Source organism: Solimonas terrae, assembly GCF_011067135.1.
Lineage (GTDB): Bacteria > Pseudomonadota > Gammaproteobacteria > Nevskiales > Nevskiaceae > Solimonas > Solimonas terrae.
Genome location: NZ_JAAMOW010000001.1, coordinates 523,175 through 546,530 on the forward strand (window position 1 = coordinate 523,175; position 23,356 = coordinate 546,530).

Below are 23,356 nucleotides of genomic sequence, written 5' to 3' on the forward strand. Positions count from 1 at the left end.
TGAGGGAAAACCCGGATAATGACGCCCCCGCGCCAGTGACTGCCATGTACAAGTACGATTCCTACGACCAGAAGCTCGTCGACGAACGTGTCGCCCAATATCGCGATCAGACGCAGCGCTTTCTTGCCGGCCAGATCCCGGACGACGAGTTCCGCGCGCTGCGCCTGCGCAACGGGCTTTACATCCAGCGCTTCGCGCCGATGCTGCGCGTGTCGATCCCGTACGGGCTGCTTGCGAGCCGCCAGCTGCGCATGCTCGGCCACATCGCGCGCGAATACGACAAGGGTTTCGGTCATTTCACGACGCGCCAGAATATCCAGTACAACTGGCCGCAACTGGAGCGCGTGCCGGACATCCTCGCCGATCTCGCCAGCGTGCAGATGCACGCGATCCAGACCTCCGGCAACTGCATACGCAACATCACCTCCGATCACCTCGCCGGCGTCGCGCGCGACGAGCTGGTCGATCCGCGGCCGTACTGCGAACTGACGCGTCAGTGGGCGACCTTCCATCCGGAATTCAACTGGCTGCCGCGCAAGTTCAAGATCGCGTTCTCGGCCACGACCTCGGATCGCGCCGCGACCAAGGTGCATGACATCGGCGTCCACATCATCCGCAACGACAAGGGCGAACTCGGTTACGCGATCTACGTCGGCGGCGGCCTCGGCCGCATGCCGATGATCGCGCACCGCATCCGCGACTTCCTGCCGGAACTCGATCTGCTGTCGTACCTCGAAGCGGTGCTGCGCATCTACAACCGCCTCGGTCGCCGCGACAACATTCATCGTGCGCGCATCAAGGTGCTGGTCAAGGAAACCGGTCCGGCCAAATTCACCGAAATGGTCGAGGCCGAGTGGGCCCTGATTCGCGACGGCGATCTGCGCCTGCAGCCCGGCGACATCGACATCATCAAATCGCACTTCGACGAGCATCCGTACGAAAGCGATGCAGCGGCCGACACCAGCTTCGATGCGATGCTGAAATCCGATTCCGGATTCGCGAGCTTCGTGCGGCGCAACGTGCACCTGCATCGCGCCGACGGCTATCGCGTCGTGTTCGTTTCGCTCAAGCCGCTGGGCGGCGTGGCCGGCGACGCCTCGGCAGAGCAGCTCGACGTGCTCGCCGACCTCGCCGATCGCTACAGCTTCGGCGAAGCGCGTGTGACCCACGACCAGAACATCGTGCTCGCCGAAGTCAGACAGAAGGACGTGTACGCGCTCTGGCAGGCGCTCTGCGAACACGGGCTGGCGACGCCGAACATCGGCCTGCTGACCGATCTGATCTGCTGCCCCGGCCTCGACTACTGCTCGCTCGCCAACGCCGGCTCGATCGGCGTGTCGCAGGACATCGCCGACCGCTTCGAGTCGCTCGACTACCTCTACGACATCGGCGACATCAAGATCAAGATGTCCGGCTGCATGAACGGCTGCGGCCATCACAGCGTCGGTCATATCGGCATCCTCGGCGTCGACAAGCATGGCGAGGAGTGGTATCAGGTCACGCTCGGTGGCTCGGCCGAAAACGATGCCAGCCTCGGCGACCGCACCGGCCCGGCGATCAGCCGCGCCAATATCGCCGAAGCCGTCGAACGCATCATCAGCGTCTACATGGAGCAGCGTCAGTCCGAGGACGAATCGTTCCTTCGCTGCTATCGCCGCATCGGCATGCCGCCGTTCAAGGCCCGCATCTACGCCGAACCGGAAGTGACCGCATGAGCGCCCTGCTTCGCGGTCATCAGATTGCGACCGACGACTACGTCGCGCTGGCCGATGACGAAAGCGGCAGCGAGGGTTCTCGTGTCATCGTCTCGCTGGCGCGCTGGCTGGAACAGGGCGAAGCCCTGGCCGGTCGCTTTGACCAGGTCGGTGTCCGGCTGCCGAACACCGTGGAGCTGTCGACGATCTGGGCCGGACTGGCGAGCCGGCCCCTGATCGAGCTCGACTTTCCGGCGTTCGCCGATGGGCGTGCCTACAGTCAGGCGCGGCTGCTGCGCGACCGCTACGGCTTCAGCGGGGAAATTCGCGCATCCGGCATGGCCGTCGTACGAGATCAGATGCAGAGCATGGCGCGCGCCGGCATCGACAGTTTCGTCCTGCGCGCCGATCAGGACGCGAATTCGTGCCTGGCGGCGCTGCGCGATTTCAATCTCGCATATCAGCCGGCTGCCGACCGGCTGCCGATCGTGTCGGCCCTGCGCCGTTCCGCAGGTCCGTGAAGTGCGCTGGATCACGGTTTTCGAACCCGAACTGGCGTACAGTCGGCAAGTTGCCGCCAGTCGAATTCAGCCGGCGATTCGTCGCCCGTAGCGCCTTGTATTTGTAGAGATGAACTAATAGAGTGTTTCGCGGCGACGCAACATATTTCGGGCGTGCCGCACGAGCCAACCATAGGGGAATCACGGTATGAAGGGAAAGAACAAAGCGGTTCTGGTGACAGGCGCACTGATGTTGGCGAGCGCACCGGCCTGGGCCCAGAGCAACACGGCCGCCAGCACCGCCGCCAGCGACATGAAAGGCTTCGCCGCCCCCGCCCTGCAGGCCCCCGTCGCATATGGCGCTCGCTGGGGCACGGTTGGTGTCGGCGCCTACGGTCAGACCTGCAACTGCAACAAGCAGAATGAAGACGGCTCGGTCGGTCTCGCGTTCGGTCTCGGCGATCCGGACAAGTATGCGGCGCTCGAAGTCGCCGTTTCGTCGTCCTCGCTGTTCGGCGACACCGGCAGCGGCGACAGCTTCGGCGATGCCGGCTCGGTCGGTCTGAAGCTGCACACCAACGTTCCGGGTTATGCCTCGTTCGCGGTCGGTGTCAACGGCACCGGCAAGTGGGGCAGCGACAACTTCAAGAAGGCCAACCCTGCGAGCGTCTACGCGGTGGCCACCAAGATGGTGCCGGTCGGCCAGTACGCGGCGATCCTGAATCTCGGCATCGGCGACGAGCTCTACAACGAGCCGAACAAGGACGGCGCCGGCGTGTTCGGATCGGCCGCCTTCTACTTCACGCAGCAGATTTCGGTGCTCGCCGAATACACCGGCCGCTTCACGAACGCCGGCGTGTCGGTCGCGCCGTTCCGTTCATTCCCGTTGACGGTGACGCTCGGCGCCAGCAATCTCGGCAAGCGCTATGGTGGCGACGTCGAGTTTGCCGGATCGATCGGCATGGGCTTTGCGTTCAATTAATCGCGCCAACACTCAGTCAGGAGCACCACGATGCGTAATTTCATGATCAAGATGTCGCTAGCGGCGCTGGTCGTCGCGGTTTCCGCCCCGGTCGCGATGGCCGCACCGTCCGGCACCAGCGGCGTCAGCGGTAGCGCGGGCCTCGGCATCGATGTCGGCGCCAACATCGCCGCCAGCGGTTCCGGCGATCCGTATCTCTCGGTGCCGCCGGGCGGCCAGGCCGACGGCACCCTCGGTGGTCCGGTCGCAGGCCTGATCGACAAGTTCTCCAAGAAGGAAGACGACAAATAGTCGGACGCGCGTCGACGAAAATGCCCCCGGACATCGGGGGCATTTTTTTGTTCGTCTTCCGTGTCGATGCCGCGTCGCGTATTCGTCAGTTGCTGAACGCAGCGTCTTGCAAGCTTCCACCACCGGCCGAGGCGCTGACCTGCTGCAGGTGCGGCGCTTCCTTGTCGACGATCTGCTGCCGCGGCCGATAACCGTGGAAGTAGCCTTTGACCCCGTCGAGAATGCCCGACGCCAGCTTGCCCTGGTAGTCGTCGCTGCCCAGCAGCTTTTCTTCATGCGGATTGGTGATGAAGGCCGTCTCGACGAGCACCGACGGAATGTCCGGCGCCTTCAGGACGACAAAGGCAGCCTGCTGCACGTCGCGCCGTTGCAGCGTGTTGATCTCCCCCATCGAGTGCAGAATGCGCGAGCCGACGTCGAAGCTCGCCTCCATCGTCGCACTCTGTGACAGATCGAGCAGCACGGTGGCTAGATCATTGTCCTTGCCCTGCAGTTCCACGCCGCCGACCAGGTCGGCCGCGTTCTCGCGATTGGCCAGCCAGCGCGCCTGCTCGGTATTCACGCCGCGATCGCTGAGCACGTAGACGGCGGTGCCGTGCATGTCGCGCTTGGTAAACGCATTGCAGTGTATCGACACGAACATGTCGGCCTGCTGCTTGCGGGCGATCTCGACGCGCTGACGCAAGCCGACGTAGTAATCACCGTCACGCGTCAGCACGGCCCTCATGTTCGGCTGCGTGTTGATCAGCAGCGCCAGCTTGCGGGCGATGGCCAGCGACACGTTCTTTTCCAGCAGACCGGACGGACCGTGTGCGCCCGGATCCTCGCCGCCGTGCCCGGCATCGACGGCGATCACGATCTGCTTGTCCTGAAGACGCCCGGTGCCGGGCAGCACGGGGGCCGTTACCGACTGCGGCGCGGATTGCGGCGTGGCTGTGGCCGCACTGGCGCCGACGGCCGCGTTGTCGACCACTGTCTTGCGCCCGAGATCGACAACCACGCGGTTGCCGTAATCGTCGTTGGGCGCAAGATCGAAAGCATTGGTCGTCACCGGCTCGTCGACATCGAGCACGATGCGTACGCCGTCGCCGTGCACGCCGGCGCGCACGTTCCTGACGATACCCTTGGCTTCGGTCTGATTGGCTTTGCGGACACCAGCAGCATCGATGCCGTCGAGATCGATCACGACGCGATCGGGCTTCGTCAAAGTGAATACGTGCGACTTCGCCGCGTTGCTGACATCCAGCACGACACGCGTCGAGTCCGGTGCGTCCCAGACGCGCACGTCGCGCAATTCAGCCGCCTGCGCCAACGGCAATAGCAGCATCAAAATCAGGCCGATTCCCCAACGCATCGGTCATTCCCGAAGGAAAACGTGTCCGGACAGTAGCTCAATCTCAATGTCAATGCAAACTTTTTTTTCTCAAACAGGGAGATAGAGCGTACTTCTAAGGTTGATAGTGGCGATTGTGGACAAGCCCTTCCTCAAGCAGGGAAAACAGCCGTGAATATTCCGCTTCGCCCAAGCGACCGGCCTGCACTCGCAGACGGCGACCCTGGCCTTGCACCGAAGCCGACAGATGCAGCCACAAATCCGGCTTCGGTAGATAACCCTGCCCCCGCTCGGGCCACTCGACCAGCCACCACACCCGTCCCGTGCTGAAATCGCGAAGTCCGAGCCCGTCCAGCTCATCCGGATCGCGCAAGCGATAGAGATCCATGTGCAGCACCGATGCGCCGTCGCATTCGTAGGGTTCCACGAGGGTATAGCTCGGACTGCGCACCGGTCCGCCGACCCCCAGCGCGCGCAGCAAACCCCGTGCAAGACTGGTTTTGCCGGCACCGAGCGCGCCGGACAGGAAGATCACACCGCCCTGATGCTTCGTCATCCAGCAGGCGATCAAGGCACCGGCGCGTTCACTGGCGGCAAGATCGACCAGCTCGAACTCGGACGCCATCAGTGATCGCCCCGATTGACCAGCGCACGCAGGCGGTCGATGACGTCACTCGGCAGCAGGCCACGTTCGCCCTGCACTGCGGCGTGATCGGCAGCGAGTGCATGGACCAGCACCCCGATTTGCGCCGCTTCGCAGACATCGAGACCCTGCCCCCGCAGGGCCGCGACGATACCGGTCAGCGCGTCTCCCATGCCAGCCACGGCCATGCCGGGATTTCCATACGGACAGAGCACCGGCGTCTGCCGTCCGCTGATCAAGCTGCCAGCACCCTTGAGCACGACCGTCGCACCGTAGCGGCGCTCGATGGCGTGCAGCGCGGCGAGGCGATCTGCCTGCACTTCGGCCGTGCGGCAACCAAGCAACCGCGCCGCCTCGCCGGGATGCGGCGTCAGAATCGCGTCGGTCGGCGTCGTCGGTTCGATCGCCAGCAGGTTCAAGGCATCCGCATCGATCACCGATGGCTTGCAGCTGTCGAGCACACTCGACCACAGCGCCCGCGCCCAGCTGTCCGTCCCCAGACCCGGACCAATCGCGACCACATCGGCCGTGTGCAGCAGCGGGCGCAACGGCGTTGCATCGTCGCAGCCATGACACATCAGTTCCGGTTGCGCGGCCGTGATCGCGGCCACGTGCTCCTGGCGTGTCGCGACCATCACCAGGCCAGCACCGGCGCGCAGAGCGGCGCGCGCAGCGATCAGCACGGCGCCCATCATGCCGTGATTGCCACCGACGATCAGCACGCGGCCATGATCACCCTTGTGCGCCACGCGCGAGCGCGGCCTCAGCTGCGTCTGCAACTCCGATTCGGCCAGCAGTCGCGCAACAGGCTGGATATCGCCGTCCTGATTCTGCGGCTCCACCAGCGCATCGAAATGCCGCGCACCGCTGACCGCCGGCCCTTGCCCCGTGAACAACCCCAACTTCCGGGCAATGAAACTGACGGTGACGTCCGCCTGCACCGCCTCGCCGGACGGTACGTCGCCGGTGCTGGCGTCGAGCCCGCTCGGAACGTCGACCGCAAGCACACGCGCACCGTGTTGCCGGGCCGCACGAGTTGCAGCCACCGCGGCCAGCGCTTCCCCCGAGAGCTTGCGCGACAGTCCGGTGCCGAACAGGGCATCGACGACCCAGTCGCAGTCCGGCAGAACGCCCGCGAACGCGGCAACCGCTCCGCCATCTCCCAACCATGCGGCATGAGCATGCCCGGCATCGCCGCCCTGTGGCACTCCCTCGACCGCACAGACGTGCACGACGTGACCATCCGCCATCGCAAGACGCGCGATCTCGTAACCGTCACCACCGTTGTTGCCAGATCCGCAGAGGACGACGATCACGCTGGCGGGGCGGCAATGGCCGGCTATCTCGCGCCAGCAGGCCCGCGCCGCACGCTGCATCAAGTCGTACCCGCTGATGCCCATGCTCGCAACGGCACGCCGATCCAGCTCACGGACCTGGGCGGCGGTGTAGAGGAAAAGACTCGAATCAGGCATTCGACGAGTATAAGAGCCGGCGTTTGCGGAATGATGCCGGAGCAGCGATGTGCCTGGTGCCGAGACGGGCCTGCCTCGGTGCGCCGGCGTCATGCTGCCGAGCGAATCCGCTCAGCGTGCGTGGAACTGCACCTTGCGCATCAATTCATCGGTCGACGGATCAAGTGCGACGGCTTGCTGATCGTCGAGAATACGGTTGGCAAGCTGCTTGCCGAATTCGACGCCCCACTGGTCGAAGGCATTGATCCCCCACAGCACGCTTTCGACGAACGTGCGGTGCTCGTAGAGCGCCAGCAGCGCCCCGAGATGGAAAGCGTCGACACGCGGCAACAGCAGGGTATTGCTTGGCCGATCACCAGGAAACACGCGATGCGGAATCGCCGCCTGCAGCGCGTCGCCCTCCATGCCCTTGCTCTGCAGCTCGGCACGAACCTCGTCCGCCGTCTTGCCTCGCATCAAGGCGGAAGCCTGGGCGAGGCAGTTCGCCACCAGTTTGCGATGCATGTCGCGGAACGGATGATCGGCGAATACCGGCAGGATGAAGTCGACCGAGTGCACCGCCGGCCCCTGGTGCAACATCTGGAAATATGCATGCTGGGCATTGGTACCCACATGCCCCCACAACACCGGCGTGGTCCGGTAGTCGACGGCAAAGCCGTCGCGCGTGACGCCCTTGCCGTTCGATTCCATCTCCAGCTGTTGTGCCCAGCCGCCGAACAAGGACAGGCGCTGCGCGTACGGCGCCAGAACATGGCTCGCACAACCCATGAAATTGTTGTTCCAGATCGCGAGCAGCCCCATCAGCACCGGCAGATTGTGTTCGAGCGGCGCGCGTCGGAAGTGCGTATCCAGCGCGTGTGCGCCGCGCAACAGATCGTCGAAGCGCTGCGGGCCGAGCGCCAGCATTGCGATGAGACCCACCGCACCCCAGAGCGAATAGCGCCCGCCGACCCAGTCCCAGAAGCCGAACATGTGATCGGCCGCGATACCGAATGCCTCGACCGCTTCCCGATTGGTCGAAACCGCGACGAAGTGCTTCGACACCGCGTCGATATCGAGCGAAGAGATCAGCCAGGCCCGTGCGTGCAGGGCATTGGCCAGTGTCTCCTGGGTTGCGAAGGTCTTGCTGACAACCACGAACAGTGTGGTCTCGGGACGCAGACGCGCCAGCACGGCGTGAAGTTCGGCACCGTCGACATTGGCGACGAAATGCGGGCGCGGCCCGTCGATCTGCGGCGCGAGTGCCGTGCAAAGCAGTCGCGGCCCCAGGTCGGAACCGCCGATACCGATATTGACGACATCGGTGATCCGCTTGCCGGTCGCCCCACGCCAGTCGCCCTCACGCACCCGTTCGGCGAAGGCGCGCATGCGCTGTCGAACCTGATGAATCTCGTCACCGACACGGCGTCCGTCATCGCGGAAATCGGCCACTCTCGGTGCGCGCAAGGCCATGTGCAGCGCCGCGCGATTCTCCGTGTTGTTGACGTGCTCGCCCGAGAACAGCCGGTTGCGCCACTGATCGAGACCCTGCTGTCGCGCCAGCGACTGAAGCAGGCTCATGGTCTGTCCGTTGACGCGTTGCTTGGAGTAGTCCAGATAAAAGCCGACGTCCTCGCAGACAAAGCGCCTGTGCCGTTCGGCGTCGCGCTCGAACAGATCCATGATGCGCGTCGGCATCATTTCGGCCGCGTGCACGTTCAAGGCCCGCCAGGCCGGACTGGCGGTCAACGACTGAGGTATTGGAGCGTTCATGAGCCGACAAGACTAACGACTTGCCGCACGAACGAAAATAGCCAGGACGGCAGGTGGCAATCCCGGCGATCAACGCCAGTGATAGTTGAAGCTGATGCTCACCCGTTCGGCGTCGATGCGGCTGGCCGGCACCTCGTGACGCAACCAGCTTTCGAACAGGATCAAGTGCCCGGCTCTGGCCGGATACAGGATATGTGGGCGCATTCCCGGTGCCGCGCCGGCCTTGCGCGATGGCGCCGCCATCAGCCGCGACAAGCGCGGGTCTTCGAACTTCAGACCGCTGGCGCCACGCGGTGTCCGCACGTAGTACGTACCGCTGACCACCGACTGCGGGTGCAGATGAAAACTGTGGGCACAGCCCTTCGGCATGATGTTGATCCAGCAATCCGTCATCTGCAGGCGACCCCCTCGCAGATCCCAGTGCTGGGTGCGTGCGTAGCGCTTGACGTGGGTATCGATGCGGTGACGCAAGGCATCGAAGGTCGACGAAAACAGATGCAGGCGATCAAGAGAGCCGTAGCTGGTGTATCCCAGCGGATAGTTCGGCTCCGACCATTTGCGACCGGCGATGTCGTGGTCGCGAATCCGCAGGCATTCGTCCAGCAGTTCAGCGTTGAACGCCCGCAGGCCTTCGGCCTGCAGGCGTTCGCTGTAGATCAGCGTGGGAAACCACGCCTGCGTGCTCTTCACACGCTCAGGCGCCGACAGCCTGAACCGGAATCGTGTTGGCCGTGCGCTGCACGCGGTTTTTTTCGTCGAGATAGACCAGGTGCGGCTTGTACACTCGTGCCGCGGATGCGTCCATCGACGAATACGCACAGATGATCACGCGATCACCGACACCAGCCTTGTGCGCCGCCGCGCCGTTGACCGAGATGATGCCGGAACCCGGTTCCGCCCGGATCGCATAAGTCGTGAAACGTTCGCCGTTGGTGACGTTGTAGATCTGGATCTGTTCGAACTCGAGAATATTGGCCAGTTCGAGCAGCTTCGAATCGATCGCGCAGGACCCTTCGTAGTCGAGCTCAGCGTGGGTCACACAAGCACGATGCAGCTTGCATTTCAGCATGTGCAATTGCATGGATAGCCTCTTGGATTTTTAAGCAGTGCGCGGCCCAATAAGACATACGCGCAGGGCTTCTCAGGTCTGAAAAGGCGGGTGGCCCACTAAGACATGCACCCGGCGCCGGTGGCAAACCATCGGCAAGGGTCGAAGTTTAGCTGATTTCCGCGCTGGATCAAATCATTCAGGCAGAAGCCGGAATGTTGTCAATCAACCTCGTATTGCCGAGAAATGCCGCCAAAAGTATGCGAAATTCGTTATCGGCGATGTCGGCACGCTGCAGGTCCGGGCGCCTCACAACCAGATACTGCGGACGAAACCCCGAATCGCGGAGCACTGACAAGCCACGTTCGCAGAGCGGATCGAAATCGCGCGCGCCGGCACGCAACTCGGCGGCCAGCTGCACCAGTACCTGGTGCAGTACCGACGCCCGCTTGCGTTCCTCCGCGGAGAGGTACTGATTGCGTGATGACAAGGCCAGACCATTGACCTCGCGCTCGGTCGGCACGCCGAGAATGTCGACAGGCAGATGCAGATCGGCCGCCATCTGCCGGATCACCAGCAACTGCTGGTAATCCTTTTCGCCGAACAGGGCGACGTCCGGCCGCACGATGTTCAGCAGCAGATTGACGACCGTCGCCACGCCGTCGAAGTGCCCCGGACGGAACTCGCCCTCGAGGATGTGCGCGTAGCGCGGCACGCTGATGACCGTGAAGCCTTCCCGGCCATGCGGATACATTTCCGCCACCGAGGGCGCAAACAGAAGATCGCACCCGGCCTGTACCAGCTGCTCGGCGTCGGCATCGAGCGTGCGCGGATAACGATCGAAGTCTTCGTTCAAGCCGAATTGCAGGGGATTGACGAACACGCTGGTGACGACGCGCTGCGCCTGCGCATGCCCCGCCTCGACCAGACGCAGGTGGCCGCGATGCAGATTGCCCATCGTCGGCGTCAGCGCAACCCGTTCGCCAGCCTTGCGCCAGGCGGCAACCTGTTCCCGCACCTCGGCGATCGTGTGAACGGTCTTCATCGCGAGCGCGTTTTCTTCGGCGATCCCGTCTTCACGATCGGCTGCCGATCGGCTGGCGCGCCGATCGCGGCCGCCGATCCGGATTTCAGCGCCTTGGGCGCGGGCGCCGCATCCGCGAAGCCGTGCTCGGGGGCCGGATACGCACCGGACTTCACTTCGTCGACGTAGTTGCGAATGGCCGATTCGATGTCGGCCGCGCCCTGCATGTAGTTCTTCACGAAGCGCGGCGTGTGCCCCACCGTCACCATCGGTGAAATATTGAGGATGTCCTGGAGCACGAGAATCTGGCCGTCGGTATGTGGGCCGGCGCCGATGCCGATCACCGGCACCGACGAAATCTCGGTGATGCGCTGACCCAGCGACGACGGTATGCACTCCAGCACCAGCAGGTCGGCACCGGCGTCCGCGAGCACCTTGGCATCGTGCAGCATCGCCTCGGCTGCGAGATCATCGCGCCCCTGCACCTTGAACGCACCGAGCTTGTGGACGAACTGCGGCTGCAGCCCGAGATGCGCGCAAACCGGCACGCCCCGTACGGCCAGATACTCGACGATGCTCGCCTGCTCGCGTCCGCCTTCGAGCTTGACCATCTTCGCGCCGCCTTCCTGCATCAGGCGCTGCGAGGCATCGAGTGCGCGCTCGAGCGTCGCATACGAAAGAAACGGCAGATCGGCGACCAGAAAGGCGCGCTGCAGATGTGGCGCCACGCAGCGGCTGTGATAGGCAATGTCGGCCACTGTCACCGGCGTGGTGGTCGTGCCGCCCTGGATCACCATGCCCAGCGAATCGCCGACCAGAATCAGGTCGACGCCGGCACGATCCTCGAGCATCGCGAAGCTCGCGTCGTAACACGTCAGGCACGCAATCTTCTCGCCGGCAGCGCGCATGCGGCGCAGTTCGGCAACATTGACCGGTTTGGTCAGGTTCATATCAGGACTCCCGGAAAACGGCGCGGCCTCCATGTCGCACACGGAGGAAAGAGCACGTTTTCGATAGGAAAACGCCGGCGGCCCACCAAGACATACGCGCGACGTTCACGGGTCAGATAGAAAGGGCGGCCCACTAAGGCAGACACCCGCTGGCAGATGCCGGAAGCGGCCGACATCGGCGAAGTGCGGCGAAGTGTAGCCGTTCCCGGCGTACCGTCAATCCGCGTCCCGCCACGGCCACAAACCAGTGGCACCGATCAGCGCCGCGAGCTCGCCGATGCAGCCGACCCCCGGCACGACCAGGTCCGCCGCAATCTGTGCCCACGGCACCAGCACGAAATTGCGTTGGCCGATGCCGGGATGCGGCAGCTGCAATTCGGCCGTCTGCAAGGCGACGCCGTCGACATGCAGGAGATCGAGGTCGAGGGTGCGTGGCCCCCAACGCTGCTCGCGCACCCGACCAGCAGTCCGTTCGAGGTCGAGCAGGGCACGCATCAGCTCGAGCGGTGACAGCGCCGTGCGCAATATGCAGACGGCATTGCAGAAATCCGGCTGTTCGCGCGGCCCCATCGGTGCGCTGCGAAACAAGGCCGAACTCGCCTCGATTTCGCCCAGTCCGGACAAGGCCGCGAGCGCCCATCGCAATCGCCGGGCCGGCGCCTCGAGATTCGCGCCCAGGCCGATGTGGGCGCGAAAGTTCACGCGTTCGACGGTGAGGTCGGCTGATCGGCGCGACGACGGCCGCGGCCGCCACGACGACGGCGCCGCTTGCGCGGTTCGCCGCTCTCGCCATCCGGCGCGACCGGCGCCAGCGGCGGCAAACCTTCACCGATCTGTGCCTGCGTCCACCAGTCCGCCAGTTCCTGCGGCACCTCGCCAGCCTGGGCGCGCAGCAAGAGGAAGTCGTAGGCGGCGCGAAAGCGCGGATGCGTCAGCAAGCGCTGGGCACGTCCGCCGCGGCGCATGTCGAAACGTGGCTGCAGCGCCCAGATTTCGCGCATCGGCACCGAGAAGCGCTTGGGGATGACGATGTACTTTGCCGACTGCGCGAGGACTTCATCGGAAGCCTGCGCGATCGCCGCGTTGACCTGCACCACATCCTCGCCGCCCAGCTTCTTCTGCCGGGCATTGACCGCCGGCCACAACAGCGCGGCGTACAGAAACGCCGGGCTTACGGTTTGCTCGCCGGCGATGCGATCCGCCGTGTTGGCCAGTGCGGCTTCGATGAACACCCGTGTCTGCGGCTGCGCCAGCGCAGCATCGGTCTGCGGCAACAGCTGCGCAAGCAGACCATATTCATTCAGGCCATTGAGATTCGCGACCGCGTCGCGACACTGCAGCAGCTTGATGACCTCGTCGAACAGCCGCGCCGGCGGAATCTCCCGCAGCAGCGGCGCAAGCCTGCGGATCGGCGCCGCCGTGTCCTTGTCGATCCGGAACCTCAGCTTGTTGGCGATACGGACGGCGCGCAGCATGCGCACCGGGTCTTCGCGATAGCGCAACTCCGGGTCACCGATCATTCGCACGACGCCAGCCTTGACGTCTTCCAGCCCGCCGGCGAAATCGACGATCGAGAAGTCGCGGATGTCGTAGTACATCGCGTTGACCGTGAAATCGCGCCGGAATGCGTCGGATTCCAGGGTGCCGTACTCGTTGTCGGAGAGGATGCGTCCGGTCTCGTCACGCTCGTGACTGTCGGTGATCTGGCCGCGGAACGTCGTGACCTCGCTGATCTCGTCACCGAAGCGCACATGCGCAATGACGAAGCGACGACCGATCAGGCGGCAGGAGCGGAACACGCGGCGAATTTCCTCGGGCCGCGCATCGGTGGCGATGTCGAAGTCCTTGGGTTCCATGCCGGCGAGCAGATCGCGCACACCGCCGCCCACCACGTACGCCTGGAAACCGGCGTCCTTCAGGCCATAGAGGACCTTGAGCGTACCGCTCGGAAATTGTGAGCGCGAGATCGGATGTTCCGCGCGCGGCACCCTTCGGGTCGCTGGGATTTTCTTGTTGCGCGGAAACAGAGTCTTGAGCCAATTCATGGGCCGCGTATAATACGCGGCCTCTTGCGCTATCAAAAGCTCGGGAGGACACGCATTCAGCTCCTATCGTCTAGAGGCCTAGGACGGAGCCCTCTCAAGGCTTAAACCCGGGTTCGAATCCCGGTAGGAGCGCCAATCACCGGTTCGCCGCGATTGACGGTCGGCGTCTCGGCAGCAAGCCCGCCCGACGCGGGCTTTTTTGTTGACTCGACAACATCCGCACACGGCCACGCGCGCCGCGCGTCTAGCGTCCCGAAACGGACCGTGCCGGCTGCTCAGCCGCACCGGCCATCCAGGCCTGCGTTTGATCCCACAGTCGGGCGGCGACCTGCCGGTTGCCCGCTTCCGCGCCGGTCATCGCCGGCGCGCAGCGCCGGAAGTAACGCCCGCCACCGAGGGCCGGTTTCGTTGCGCAGTGAATCGACGTCTGCGCGCCCTCCTCCGCCGTCAACAGGAAGTAGCGCTCGACCGGCGCGAAGCGGTGGCGAATCGCTTCAAGTCGCGGATTGCCGGCAAGCCCTCTGGTGGCGATATTGCTGAATACCGCTCCGGGATGCAGACAGTACGCCTGCAATCCGGCGCCGGCGTGGTGACGCTGCAATTCGAAGCTGGCGTGCATCAGCGCCAGTTTCGAGGTGCCGTACGCCACCCACGAGTCGTAGGGTGCGATCGGCGCAAACAGGAATGCGTTGCGGCCGCGTGCGTGCAGCATCGAGACGACATTGACGATGCGGGCGTCGCCGCTGCGCCCGCCCGCCTCGAGCAGCAGCGGCAGCAGAACGTCGGTCAGCTGCATCGTGCCCAGATAGTTCGTTCGCCAATGAATCTCGGCGCCGTCGACCTGATGCGGCTCGCGCCACTGCGACAGCAGATCGAGATGAATGCCGGCATTGTTGATCAGGACGTCGAGCCGGCCGTGTCGTGACCCGTAGGCGTCCGCGAAACGCGACACGGAGCTGCGGTCGGCAAGATCGAGCGTGTCGGCGTCGATCTCGCCACTGCCGGCCGGCAGTGCGGCGCGCAAGGCTTGCGCCAGCAGTCGTGGATCGGATCGCGTGGTGACCGTGACATCGGCGCCCCAGCTCGCCAGCGTCGACGCCGTCGCAAAACCGATGGAGCCCGGCGCCGCACCGGTCACGATCATGCGGCGGCCGCGCAAATCGACCTTTTGCGCCTGCGGCGCGCGAACGATCAGGCGACGGAGTGCAGCCACTTCAGGCTCCAAGATCGAAGGTCTCGATGATCCGCGTCCGACCATCCCATTGCCGCGACGCCGCGACGCCGGTCGCGAATCCATCCAGCACTGCCGGCGACGCTTCGATCAACTCCAGCAGCAGGCCCGGCTCGCGCGCCGACTCCAGATAGGCAACCTGCACGACCCCGTTGCCGGCCGCGAATGCCGTGCACAGGCCGCGTGCCTGTGCAGCCGCGACATCCGCCTCGAGATTCGTCGAATGCCGCGCGACATGGTGCATGCCGATGAGCGGCTGCCCGGCTGCACCCTGATATGGCGACGGCGTGCGGCTGACGACCTGGATCAATTCGATCTGTAGTTCGTCCTGATAGGACAGCCCCACGTGCATGCTCACCGTGGTCGGCGTGCCGCGGTACCGGCCCTGCATGATCGTGTTGCGGTAAACCGTCCACGGACCGACGCCGACGAATCGGGTCCAGTGCTCGATGCTGGCGTCGAGATCCTCGACGACGTACGCGAGTTGCTTGATCGGACCGAATCCTGCTTGCATGGGCGCCTGCCGAACGAGGATGCAGGGCGCATGATCGCGGTCCGCGACGGCGCCGGCCTCGTCCATCGGAACGAGCCGGATGGCGGCCCGCCGCAGCTCAGGTGGCCGCTTTGCCGGCCGTTCCGCCCATGGCCTTTTCCAGATCGGCCAGCAGCGCGACCAGCTCGCCGGACATCAATGCAAATTCGGCGTCGAACTGCTCCTCGGGGCTTTCGGTCGCGACATCCTCGCGCGCCTTCTCGATGTCCTCGAAACGCAGTTTCTTGACCTCGAACTTGTCGGTCAGCACGAAACTCGCGCGGTTGTTCCAGCGCAGACCGAGCCGGGTCGCCAACTTGCCTTCAGCGATATGCTTGCGAACCTCGGCGCCTTCCAGCGAGTGCCGCAGGTAGCGCACGGTCGGCTTGCTCTGATCATTGCCGCGCAACTCGCACTCCTGATCGAGTTCGAAGGTGCCGGGTGCGTCACCGCCCGCCAGCCATGCCGTCATCGCCGTCGCCGGCGACTGCGCGAGTTCGGGCAGTTCGAGGCTGAGGCCTTCGACCTCGTCGCGCAGGACTTCCAGCAATTCCTCCGCCCGCGCCGGCGAGGCTGCATCAACGACAATCCAGCCGCTGACCGGGTCGATCCAGGCGCGCGTCGAACGGCGTTTGGCGAACGCGCGCGGCATCAACTCGGCGGTCACCTGATCCTTGAGGTCCCGCAACTGCTTGCGGCCGGGCTTGAAGCCCTGGCGCTGCTCCAGCTCGTCGGCACGTTCGTCGACGGTCTGCCTGACGACTGACGACGGCAGCAGCTTCTGTTCGACGCCAAGCGCGATCAGCATCTGCCGCCCCTGGGCATAGACCAGTTGCGCCGTATTCGTGCCGGGCCCGACCCAGCCGCGGCTCTGCGGATTGAGGCCGATGCAAGGGTGAAGCGGATGACGGGCGAGACGTTCTTCAAAGGCGCCTGGCGCGAGCGTCCACTCGCCTGCCAGACGATAGGTCTGCAGATTCTTGAACCACATATGGAGAAAAACCGGTTGTCGCGGCCAGCAGCGGCCGCCGATGGAATGACGTCCGCGCAAGTTTAGCAATTCACCCGCGCCTCCGATGTCGGGCGGGCGGTCGCTGCGGCCCGGCAAACGGCCTTCAGCGGATCGCCGTCCGATGACCGGCATCGGTCAACGGAGCAGCGGCATCGCGCAGCCCGGCGACGATGCCGCATGCTTGCAGCTGAACCCGCAGACAGAGAACTGCCTTGAGCATCCTTGCAGCCAGCGGCGGCCACGGCGTCGAGCTGATGATAGTTGCCGGCCTCGTCGTTGCCGCGCTTGCCGGGTATTACGCGAACGCTCGGCGGCAATCGCGGCAACGCGACGATCACAGCCAGCGAGAACAAGCCGACCGGGCACGTACACTGAACCTGCACGACCCCGAAACCATGCTGCGCAATCGGCCGTCGTTCCAGCAGGAAGCCGTGAGCTTCATCCAGCGCTGCTCGCGCAATCGCACGCGATTCGATCTGTTCTACGGCACGCTCCGCGTCGAAGGCGACGACACCCGGGCGATGATCGTCGTTGCCGGGCGCCTGCAGCAGCTGGTCCGGCCGCAGGACTTTCTCGCGCGCTACGGCCGTTTCGAGTTCGCGCTGCTGCGCATGCGCGAACCGATGGAAGGTGCGCCGCAACTCTTGCGCGACCAGTTGCTGTCCGCGTGCACACTGCCGATGGAGATCGACGGCAAGCGGATCAATCCGCAGGCGCACGTCGGCTGCGGCACGTTTCCCGACGACGGCCAGAGCCCGAGACAGCTGTTGATGGCCGCCGCCCGCACCGCCAACATCAGCCAGACCGCCGCAGCACCCGGCAAGCGCAGCATCCGCCACCTCGCGGCCTGATCCCGCGCACCCTCGCCGCCGCTCTTTCCTTTTGGCGTCGGCTGGCTATCCTGAGCGCCCCTTGCCGGCCGCGCTCATGATCGAATCGCTTCCTCCCGCCCCGTTGTGGCGACGCCTGATCGCCGCCACTTACGACGGCCTGCTGATGCTCGCGCTGTGGATGGTCACCGTTCTGATCGACGCCGTGCTGCGCGAACTGGCCGGCGCCTCGCGCAGCTGGGGCAGCCTGCAGCTGTATGTGTTTGTCGTCTGGCTCGGATTTTTCGGCTGGTTCTGGACGCATGGCGGGCAGACGCTCGGCATGCGCGTGTGGCGCCTGCGCGTCCTGCGCGACAACGGCGACACGCTCAACATGGTCAGCGCGGCGGTCCGCTATGCCGGCATGCTGCTGGTCTGGGGGGTGGCGCTGACGCCCTTGCTGGCGCTGACGCCGCCGCTGCGTGTCGAACCGCATGCGGCGATCGCTTCCATGATCTGCGGCGGACTGACCATGGCCATGCTGGCCTTGATGCTGTTCGATCGCCGGCTGCGGGCGCCGCACGACTGGCTCAGCGGCAGCCATCTGGTATTGCTGCCGAAGCCCGCCGCAAAATCAATCGGATGAACGCGCGGCGGCGCTAGCTTTTCGGGACCGGCCGCACAATCGACGGCTCGAGGTTCTTGCGTACTTCGCGCGCATCAAATGCCTGCACGTCGCTCTCCTTTTTCTGCCCCGTGAACATCACGACGTTGGCCTGCGCGACATACTGAGTCACCGGTGTCGCCGTCGACGCACCAAGGCCACCGAAGGCGCTGCGCGGCCCCCAATAGTAATGGCCCCAGCCGTAGAAACCGTCGAAGTTCTGAAGGTAGGTCGTGCTGGCATCGGTGCTGTCGGACGCCAGCACGAAGTAGTCGTAACCGGACTTCAGGGTCAACTCGGCGGCGCGGAACAGCAGATAGGTTTCAACCGTCTGCTTCGGCGTGTCGGAATTGCCGGCAAAGCTGACCCGGAAGCGGTTCTTTTCGATCTGCTGCTCCGAATAGCCGTAGCCCTTGTCGACCGGCTGATATGGCGTGACGCTGGCACATCCGGCGGCACCGGCCAGCAGGGCCAGAGCGGCGATTCGCGGGAGTCGTGACGGGATGTTGAACATGTAAAGTCCTCGGCGCAGATCCGGAACGGGCTCCGGCAGTACTTGGATCAAATTTAGCGGACAAAGTTTTCCGTGTCGCCTCAGCTCGCACGCCGCAGGCGCAAAATCGCCAGACCTGCCAGAGCCGCGGTCGGCGAACCCGCTGCCAGCAGCGGCGGCCAGTCGTAGATCTGCCCCATGCTGGCCGTCACCTCGTTGACCACGTAGAACACGAGGCCAACGAGAATACCGACCAGCAGTCGCTGTCCGGCACCGCCACCGCGCTGCGAGCCGAGTATGAACGGAACCGCGAACAGCATCATCGCCACCACGGTCAGCGGCGCCACCAGCTTGCGCCACAGCGACAGCCGGTAAGCGCTGGCGTCCAGGCCGTTACGTTCCAGATAGCGGATCAGACGCACGAGGCCCGGCGTCGTCAGGCTGTCGGCCTCCAGCACGAACAGGCGCAGGACCTCCGGCGACAGATGACCGTCCACATCCAGGGAGGGCAGCTTCTCGGCCAGCGTGCGATCGGTCTCGAAACGGGTGCGCGTGATGCCGCTCAGGTGCCAGTGGCCGTCGACGAACTCGCCACGATCCGCGTGCAGCGCGCTTTGCAGCGACAGATCGTCACCCAGTTCGTAGACCTCGACATTTTCGATCTGCCGCTCCGACTTCAGCGTGCCGATGTGCACGACCGACTGCCCGTCACGCAACCACAGCGGCCGCGCCACCAGTCCGGCCGGCACACCGTCGCGCGTTTCGCTGCGGAAGCTGCGGGCCGCCTGCGTGCCGGCCGGCGCCAGTACATCGCCGAGCACGATGTCCAGACCACCGAGAAGCACGCCGGCCATCAGTGTCGCCAGGCCGAGTTGCATGACGGTCATGCCGGCGGCGCGCATCGCCGTGACCTCGTTCTGCGCTGCCAGCGCACCCAGGCCCATCAAGGTCCCGAGCAGCGCGATGACCGGCATCAGCGTGTAGAGGCCGGTCGGGATCATCATCAGCGTGTAGTACAGCAACTGCGCAATGCCGAACTCGCCCTGCCCGGTCTGGTCGATGTCCGAGACAAAGCTGATGAAGGTGTAGATCGCCACAAGCGCCAGGCCGATGATGGCCGAGAAGCCGGCAATATGGGACACCAGATGCCGCGACAGGCGCCTCATGCGCGCACCCGGCGCAGCCAGTTCTGCTGGCGGGCAATCAACAGCAGCGCCCAGCCGAGCATCAGCACATGCACCCACCACAGGCCGTAGTGCCCCAGCGGCCTGTCCTTGGCGACCCAGCTTTGTGCGATGCCGAGCAGCTGTGAATAGACCAGATAGGCGAGGATGCCGATCACCAGTTTGCCGTAACGGCCCTGACGCGGACGGACGTACGACAGCGGTACGGCCAGCAGGGTCAGCACGAGCACGGCGATCGGCGCGCCGATCCGCCACTGCAACTCGGCACGATCCTGCGGATCACCGGTACCGAGCAGGCGACCGGTCGGCTCGATCTTGCGTTTCGACGAGCTGTACATGAATTGTGGCGGCTTCACGTTGGTGGTCAGCGTGTCGAAGCTGACGACGTCGAATTGCGCGGAACCCGGCTCACCGACATAGCGATGCCCCTGCCGCAGCACGATCGTGCGGTCGCCGGTTTGCGCATCGACCGACTGCGTGCCGCTGCGAGCGGTCACGAAGCTGGTCGCCTTGTTTTCGTGTATCTGCGCGACCACGTTCTCCAGCTGATCACCGCTGGCATTCATCTTTTCGGTGAACACGACCGCACGATCATCGCCGATCGACTTGAAGCGGCCTTCCTCGAACGGGTTGTACTTGATGAAGCGCGCGGCATCCTTGACCAGATAGTCCGACGTGCGGCCCGCCCAGGGGCCGATCTGGAACGCGAGCAGTGCGGTCAGCACCGCAAGCGCGGCGCCAAGCAGCAGGAACGGGCGATACAGCGTCCACAGGCTGACGCCGCAGCCGGTCATCGCCGCGACTTCGTTGTCCTGGTACAAGCGGCCGAGCGCCATCATGATGGCCAGCAGTAGCGAGACCGGAATCAGCAACACCAGATACTGCAGGCTCGACAGACCGGCCACCTGCAACAGCAGGTCCTGCGGCAGATCGCCGGCCGCGGCTTCGGCCAGAAAGCGCGCGAAACGCGTCGACACCATGATCGCCAGCAGCACCAGCGTCACGCCGAACCAGGCGACACCGGCTTCCCGCAGTAGATACCGTCCGAGTACGCCTCTCATTGTCCTTGTTCGTCATGTGCGGCGGATCGCGCGATCCGCTGCCGGGGGCGGCGATTATCGCGCGAACCGCCCTGAATATTTGCTTGCCCTGTCCGGCGCGCGCGAACCCGGGGTTTGTCGTGGCTTGTCGCGGCAGATCGAGCGGCTAGAATGTGAAATCCCCCGTACTCCTCGAGAATTGCCAGCCCGCATTGTTCGACGCCGCCCGGCGGACGGCCGCCGGCGACGGACGATTTCAGGAAAACCGGGGCATCTCCCACGCACGAGTACCTCATGGAATATTTCGTAAAAAGCGGAAGTCCCGAAAAACAGCGCGTTGCCTGCATCATTGTCGGCATTTTCGATCGACGCTCGCCGACCGAGGCCGCGGAAAAAATCGACAAGGTCAGCGACGGTGCGATCGGCGCGGTGATGCGTCGTGGCGACATGGACGGCAAGCTCGGCTCGACGCTGATCCTGCACAATGTCGCCGGCAGTTTCGCCGATCGCGTGATGCTCGTCGGGCTCGGCCGCGAGCGCAACTTCGACGAGGCAGCGTTCCGCAAGGTCCAGGCTGCCGCCGCACGGGCGCTGCGCCAGACCGGCGCGATCGACGCGGTGTCCTATCTGACGCACCTGGCGCTCAAAGGCCGCGATTACCAGTGGAATGTCGCGCAGGCGTTGCTCGCCACGGAAGATGTCTTCTACCGCTTCGATGACTGCCGCGGCGCCAAGGCGCGCGAGGACATCAGCGCGGCCAAGCTCGAGCGTTACACCTTCGATGTGCCGCGCCGTTCCGATCTGCCTGCCGGCGAACGCGGACTGAAGGAATCGCTGGCGACCGCCAAGGGCGTGAAGCTGGCCAAGGACCTCGGCAATCTGCCCGGCAACATCTGCACGCCCAGCTATCTTGCCGAACAGGCCAGGAAGCTGGCGACGCAGCTGCCGATCAAGACCCGGATTCTCGAAAAGGCCGACATGGAGAAGCTCGGCATGGGCTCGCTGCTGTCGGTCGCCAAGGGTTCCAGCGAGCCGCCGAAGCTGATCATCATGGAGTATCTGAAGGGGCCGAAAAACGAAAAGCCGATCGCCCTGGTCGGCAAGGGCCTGACTTTCGACGCCGGCGGCATCTCGATCAAGCCGGCAGCGAAGATGGACGAGATGAAGTTCGACATGTGCGGCGGCGCCTCGGTATTCGGCACCCTGACGGCGATCGCTGAACTCAAACTGCCGATCAATGTCGTCGGCGTAGTCGCCGCCAGCGAAAACCTGATCAACGGCGAAGCCAACAAGCCGGGCGACGTCGTCACCAGCATGTCCGGCATCACCATCGAAATACTCAACACCGACGCCGAGGGCCGCCTGATCCTCTGCGACGCACTCACCTACGTCGAACAGACCTACGAGCCCAGCTTCTGCGTCGACATGGCGACCCTGACCGGCGCCTGCGTCGTCGCGCTCGGCAGCGTCGCGACCGGCCTGTTCAGCAACACCCCGGCGCTCGCGCGAGCCTTGCTCGGCGCCGGCGAACAGAGCGGTGACCGGGCCTGGGAACTGCCGATGTGGTCGGATTACGACGACAACATCAAGAGCGAGTGCGCCGATATCGCCAACATCGCGACGCGCGGCGCCGGCGAAGCCGGGGCGACGATCGGCGCCGTGTTCCTGCACCGGTTCACGCGCAAGATGAAATGGGCGCATCTGGACATCGCCGGCACCGCCTGGGTCGGCAAGAAGTCGACCGGCCGACCGGTGCCGATGCTGGTTCAGTACCTGCTCAACGTCGCCGCGAAGAAGCACGATTGATCCGCCTTGCATGCGCGGCATTCGCATAGAATGCCGCGCATGACGCGTATCGATTTCTACATCCTGCCGGACGGCGCCGGTCCGGCAGCCGGCCCCGTGATGACGGCGTGCAAGCTCTGCGACAAGGCGACGGCCGGCGGCCATCGCGTCTACGTCAACTCGCCGGACGAAGCGATCGCCGAAGATCTCGACGGCGCGTTGTGGAGCTTTCAGCAGGGCGGCTTCCTGGCGCACGAACGCTATGACGGCGAACCGCTCGACGAGCCGCTGCCGTCGGTCTTGATCGGTGCGGTCGAACCGCCGGAGTCGCATCATGGCGTGATGCTCAATCTCGGCCTCGACGTACCGGACTGGTTCAGCCGCTTCGAACGCGTGCTCGAAATCGTCGCCGCCGACGCCGAAGCGCGCGCCAGATCGCGCGAGCGCTACAAGTTTTATCGTGACCGCGGCTACGAACTGAGTACACACAAACTGTGAACATCAAAACGCTTGCCGCCGCTTTTGCCACGGCCGCACTGCTCGGCGGCTGCAGCCTGTTCAGCCTGACCCCGGATGCCGATGTCGTCGCCCAGGTGCATCGGCAGGTTCCGGTCGGCGCCAGCCTCGACACCGCAGAAGCGAATCTCGCCAGCCTGGGTTTCAGCTGCAGTCCGCAGCGCGGTGCCTATACCGACGAGCGCGGCAACGACCACGAGAATGCGCACTTCCTGCAATGTGCGCGGCGCCCCGGCACGATCAGCTTCGCCTGCGAAAATCGCGATCAGGTCGTGGTCGTGCCCGGCGACACCGGCAAGGTGGCCGCCGTCGAAGTCAGCCACGGACCGGATTGCGGCGCCCGCCAGTAGCCACCC

General features: G+C 64.7%; 25 protein-coding genes and 1 tRNA gene. 10 read left to right on the forward strand and 16 right to left on the reverse strand.

Annotation, left to right across the window (positions count from 1 at the left end; translation table 11 throughout):
- The first annotated feature begins 44 nt into the window (after positions 1-44).
- The 4 genes from G7Y85_RS02375 to G7Y85_RS02390 all read left to right on the forward strand — a co-directional run bounded on the left by G7Y85_RS02375 (position 45) and on the right by G7Y85_RS02390 (position 3,467).
- Positions 45-1,715 carry a nitrite/sulfite reductase gene (locus G7Y85_RS02375; RefSeq protein WP_166251144.1) on the forward strand — a complete coding sequence of 557 codons (1,671 nt, stop codon included), beginning with the start codon at positions 45-47 and terminating at the stop codon, positions 1,713-1,715.
- Positions 1,712-2,215: a DUF934 domain-containing protein gene (locus G7Y85_RS02380; RefSeq protein ID WP_166251146.1), complete on the forward strand. Its 504-nt coding sequence runs from the start codon at positions 1,712-1,714 to the stop codon at positions 2,213-2,215. Before G7Y85_RS02375 ends, G7Y85_RS02380 begins: the two co-directional genes overlap by 4 nt.
- Positions 2,216-2,402: 187 nt before the next feature.
- On the forward strand, positions 2,403-3,176 hold the full coding sequence (locus tag G7Y85_RS02385) for a hypothetical protein (protein ID WP_241695918.1): 774 nt from the start codon (positions 2,403-2,405) through the stop codon (positions 3,174-3,176).
- Between the two features lie 30 nt (positions 3,177-3,206).
- Positions 3,207-3,467, forward strand: a complete 261-nt coding sequence (locus tag G7Y85_RS02390) for a hypothetical protein (RefSeq protein WP_166251148.1) — start codon at positions 3,207-3,209, stop codon at positions 3,465-3,467.
- Positions 3,468-3,552: 85 nt separating this feature from the next.
- Here the strand turns inward: G7Y85_RS02390 and G7Y85_RS02395 are convergent, their stop codons facing one another.
- The 10 genes from G7Y85_RS02395 to pcnB form a co-directional block, all read right to left on the reverse strand.
- Positions 3,553-4,821, reverse strand: coding sequence for an N-acetylmuramoyl-L-alanine amidase (locus G7Y85_RS02395; RefSeq protein ID WP_166251150.1), 1,269 nt, complete (start codon positions 4,819-4,821; stop codon positions 3,553-3,555).
- Positions 4,822-4,915: 94 nt separating this feature from the next.
- On the reverse strand, positions 4,916-5,425 hold the full coding sequence (tsaE, locus tag G7Y85_RS02400) for a tRNA (adenosine(37)-N6)-threonylcarbamoyltransferase complex ATPase subunit type 1 TsaE (protein WP_166251152.1): 510 nt from the start codon (positions 5,423-5,425) through the stop codon (positions 4,916-4,918).
- Complete coding sequence (locus G7Y85_RS02405) at positions 5,425-6,915, reverse strand: NAD(P)H-hydrate dehydratase (RefSeq protein WP_166251154.1); 1,491 nt, start codon at positions 6,913-6,915, stop codon at positions 5,425-5,427. The genes tsaE and G7Y85_RS02405 overlap by 1 nt, the downstream gene beginning before the upstream one ends.
- 111 nt (positions 6,916-7,026) lie before the next feature.
- Complete coding sequence (gene pgi / locus G7Y85_RS02410) at positions 7,027-8,667, reverse strand: glucose-6-phosphate isomerase (protein ID WP_166251156.1); 1,641 nt, start codon at positions 8,665-8,667, stop codon at positions 7,027-7,029.
- 69 nt (positions 8,668-8,736) lie between these two features.
- A complete protein-coding gene (locus tag G7Y85_RS02415; protein WP_166251158.1) occupies positions 8,737-9,357 on the reverse strand; it encodes a TIGR02466 family protein in 621 nt (206 codons plus the stop codon).
- A 4-nt stretch (positions 9,358-9,361) separates the two neighbouring features.
- Positions 9,362-9,748, reverse strand: a complete 387-nt coding sequence (gene panD, locus G7Y85_RS02420) for an aspartate 1-decarboxylase (RefSeq protein ID WP_166251160.1) — start codon at positions 9,746-9,748, stop codon at positions 9,362-9,364.
- A gap of 166 nt (positions 9,749-9,914) precedes the next feature.
- Positions 9,915-10,760 carry a pantoate--beta-alanine ligase gene (gene panC, locus G7Y85_RS02425; protein WP_166251162.1) on the reverse strand — a complete coding sequence of 282 codons (846 nt, stop codon included), beginning with the start codon at positions 10,758-10,760 and terminating at the stop codon, positions 9,915-9,917.
- A complete protein-coding gene (gene panB, locus G7Y85_RS02430) occupies positions 10,757-11,689 on the reverse strand; it encodes a 3-methyl-2-oxobutanoate hydroxymethyltransferase (RefSeq protein WP_166251164.1) in 933 nt (310 codons plus the stop codon). The genes panC and panB overlap by 4 nt, the downstream gene beginning before the upstream one ends.
- Positions 11,690-11,905: 216 nt before the next feature.
- The gene (gene folK / locus G7Y85_RS02435; RefSeq protein WP_166251166.1) at positions 11,906-12,391 is read right to left on the reverse strand and encodes a 2-amino-4-hydroxy-6-hydroxymethyldihydropteridine diphosphokinase; all 486 of its coding nucleotides are present in this window, start codon (positions 12,389-12,391) and stop codon (positions 11,906-11,908) included.
- Positions 12,388-13,734: a polynucleotide adenylyltransferase PcnB gene (gene pcnB / locus G7Y85_RS02440; RefSeq protein WP_166251168.1), complete on the reverse strand. Its 1,347-nt coding sequence runs from the start codon at positions 13,732-13,734 to the stop codon at positions 12,388-12,390. Before pcnB ends, folK begins: the two co-directional genes overlap by 4 nt.
- 59 nt (positions 13,735-13,793) lie before the next feature.
- Here pcnB and G7Y85_RS02445 point away from each other — a divergent pair.
- A tRNA-Glu gene (locus G7Y85_RS02445) sits at positions 13,794-13,869 on the forward strand.
- Between the two features lie 109 nt (positions 13,870-13,978).
- On the opposite strand, the gene G7Y85_RS02450 is transcribed toward G7Y85_RS02445, so the two are convergent.
- From G7Y85_RS02450 to G7Y85_RS02460, 3 genes are all read right to left on the reverse strand, one after another.
- Positions 13,979-14,947 carry an SDR family NAD(P)-dependent oxidoreductase gene (locus G7Y85_RS02450; protein ID WP_166251170.1) on the reverse strand — a complete coding sequence of 323 codons (969 nt, stop codon included), beginning with the start codon at positions 14,945-14,947 and terminating at the stop codon, positions 13,979-13,981.
- Between the two features lies 1 nt (position 14,948).
- A complete protein-coding gene (locus G7Y85_RS02455) occupies positions 14,949-15,479 on the reverse strand; it encodes a VOC family protein (RefSeq protein WP_166251172.1) in 531 nt (176 codons plus the stop codon).
- 97 nt (positions 15,480-15,576) lie between these two features.
- Entirely contained in the window at positions 15,577-16,488 is a 912-nt protein-coding gene (locus G7Y85_RS02460) for a recombination-associated protein RdgC (protein ID WP_166251174.1), read from the reverse strand.
- Positions 16,489-16,721: 233 nt separating this feature from the next.
- Here G7Y85_RS02460 and G7Y85_RS02465 point away from each other — a divergent pair, with 233 nt between their 5' ends.
- Together G7Y85_RS02465 and G7Y85_RS02470 are read left to right on the forward strand one after the other, a co-directional pair.
- On the forward strand, positions 16,722-17,360 hold the full coding sequence (locus tag G7Y85_RS02465; protein WP_166251176.1) for a diguanylate cyclase domain-containing protein: 639 nt from the start codon (positions 16,722-16,724) through the stop codon (positions 17,358-17,360).
- A 76-nt stretch (positions 17,361-17,436) separates the two neighbouring features.
- Positions 17,437-17,964, forward strand: a complete 528-nt coding sequence (locus G7Y85_RS02470; RefSeq protein ID WP_166251178.1) for an RDD family protein — start codon at positions 17,437-17,439, stop codon at positions 17,962-17,964.
- Positions 17,965-17,977: 13 nt separating this feature from the next.
- On the opposite strand, the gene G7Y85_RS02475 is transcribed toward G7Y85_RS02470, so the two are convergent.
- The 3 genes from G7Y85_RS02475 to lptF all read right to left on the reverse strand — a co-directional run bounded on the left by G7Y85_RS02475 (position 17,978) and on the right by lptF (position 20,720).
- On the reverse strand, positions 17,978-18,496 hold the full coding sequence (locus G7Y85_RS02475) for a CC0125/CC1285 family lipoprotein (RefSeq protein WP_241695919.1): 519 nt from the start codon (positions 18,494-18,496) through the stop codon (positions 17,978-17,980).
- Positions 18,497-18,576: 80 nt separating this feature from the next.
- Positions 18,577-19,641, reverse strand: coding sequence for an LPS export ABC transporter permease LptG (gene lptG, locus G7Y85_RS02480; RefSeq protein ID WP_166251180.1), 1,065 nt, complete (start codon positions 19,639-19,641; stop codon positions 18,577-18,579).
- On the reverse strand, positions 19,638-20,720 hold the full coding sequence (lptF, locus tag G7Y85_RS02485; protein ID WP_166251182.1) for an LPS export ABC transporter permease LptF: 1,083 nt from the start codon (positions 20,718-20,720) through the stop codon (positions 19,638-19,640). The genes lptG and lptF overlap by 4 nt, the downstream gene beginning before the upstream one ends.
- Positions 20,721-20,993: 273 nt before the next feature.
- Here lptF and G7Y85_RS02490 point away from each other — a divergent pair, with 273 nt between their 5' ends.
- The 3 genes from G7Y85_RS02490 to G7Y85_RS02500 are packed head-to-tail and all read left to right on the forward strand — an operon-like array spanning position 20,994 to position 23,350.
- Positions 20,994-22,505, forward strand: a complete 1,512-nt coding sequence (locus tag G7Y85_RS02490) for a leucyl aminopeptidase (protein ID WP_166251184.1) — start codon at positions 20,994-20,996, stop codon at positions 22,503-22,505.
- Between the two features lie 39 nt (positions 22,506-22,544).
- Positions 22,545-22,982 (forward strand): DNA polymerase III subunit chi, encoded by a 438-nt coding sequence (locus tag G7Y85_RS02495; RefSeq protein WP_166251186.1) that lies wholly within the window; start codon positions 22,545-22,547, stop codon positions 22,980-22,982.
- A complete protein-coding gene (locus tag G7Y85_RS02500) occupies positions 22,979-23,350 on the forward strand; it encodes a hypothetical protein (protein WP_166251188.1) in 372 nt (123 codons plus the stop codon). Before G7Y85_RS02495 ends, G7Y85_RS02500 begins: the two co-directional genes overlap by 4 nt.
- Positions 23,351-23,356: the final 6 nt, after the last annotated feature.